1 protein-coding gene is annotated in these 1,388 nt (G+C 68.7%); it reads right to left on the bottom strand.

What is annotated here, in order from left to right; translation table 11 throughout:
- Positions 1 to 1,135: IS110 family RNA-guided transposase (locus tag FCN18_RS38900; protein ID WP_267285389.1), on the bottom strand; the 1,135-nt coding region annotated here is incomplete at its 3' end.
- Between the last annotated feature and the right edge of the window lie 253 nt (positions 1,136 to 1,388).

The raw sequence follows: 1,388 nt of genomic DNA, 5'->3' as shown, positions 1-1,388 counted from the left end.
CGCCGCCGTGCAGGGCCGGGTCGTAGGGCGTGTGGTTTTGCCAGCAGCGCCAGAGGACACGGATCCAGGCTCGGGCCAGGATGCGGGTGGCGTGGGGGTGGTCCTTGCCGGAGGCGCGTGCTCGGTTGTAGATGTCGGCGGCCCAGGGGCTGGAGTGGCGGCTGTTGTCGGCGAAGGTGGTGATGGCCAGGCGCAGGCGTTTGTTGCAGGCCCAGCGGAAGGACACGCCGCGTTGTTTGCCGGAGACTTTGGTGACGGGCGTGATCCCGGCCAGTGCGGCGATGGCGTCGGGGTGGTCGAACGCGGCGCGGGAATCGCCCCATTCGGCCAGGATCTGGGCGGCGTTGATGGTGCCCGCACGGGGAAAGGATCGGAAGACCTTGCCGTCGGGGTGGGTGTCCATCTTCTCGGCAATGGAGCGGTCCAGGGCCTTGATCGCGGTATTGAGCGCGGTAAGCATGCCGACCTGGGCGAGCACGGCGTCCTGGACTCCTGTGGACACCACGGGATCGAGCGTGCCGGCCGGGGCAGAGCGCAGCCGGGCCAGCAGGACGGCGGCGGGTTTCCTGCCCGAATAGCCTTGTTTGGCGCAGAACGCGGCCAGCTGCTTCTCGGTCAACGAGGCCGCCGAGACGGCGGTGGGATAGCGGGTCAGGAACGCCAGGGCGATCGCGGACTCGATGTTGGCGAAGATGGCCTTGGCGCCTGGCCAGTGCGCGTCCAGCAATGCGGCGAGCTGGTTGGTCGCCGCTATACGGGCCTCGACAAGATCACTACGGGTACGCACAACGGTGCGCAGTGCCTTGGTGTGACTGGACAACGGTGCGGCGGGGCGCAGCCGGTGGATCCGCACTCGCAGGTAGTCGGCGATCACGTGTGCGTCGCCGGGGTCGGATTTGGCGCCGGAGAGGACTTCGGCCTCGCGCCAGGTCTTGATCGCGTTCGGTTTGACCGGCAGCACCGGGTGACCGGCCTCCAGCAGCGCGTCCACCAGGCGCCCGTCCGGGCGCTCGATCGCCACCGGGATCTGCTCGGCCGGGCCGAGGCTGCCCAGCCTGGCGGCCAGCCGGCCGAAACCGGCGGCGGTGTGATCGATGGTGAACGCGGCGATCTTCTTGCCGGTGTGGTCGAGCACGCACACGGCATGCTCAGCCCCCGCCCAGTCGATCCCCACGAAGAACAGTGGCCCATCCTGCTGCGACAACCGGGTCGCCTTCCTGCGTGTAGTCCAGGGCAGGAGCCAGACGGAGGCAAGGGAACCGACAGCAGAGTGGTCACTAACCGGCGCTCGATCGCGCGTCCCTTTGTCATCGCTTCACGGTTCCGGGGAAGCCGGGGGCGGCAGTGTCATGAAGGCCCACAAAGGGCGACCAGCCCAAGCCGTCACC

The sequence above is a fragment of the Prauserella endophytica genome (genome assembly GCF_005146945.1).
Lineage (GTDB): Bacteria > Actinomycetota > Actinomycetes > Mycobacteriales > Pseudonocardiaceae > Prauserella_A > Prauserella_A endophytica.
Note: the sequence above shows the minus strand (reverse complement) of the source record. Positions and strands in the feature narration are given on the sequence as shown.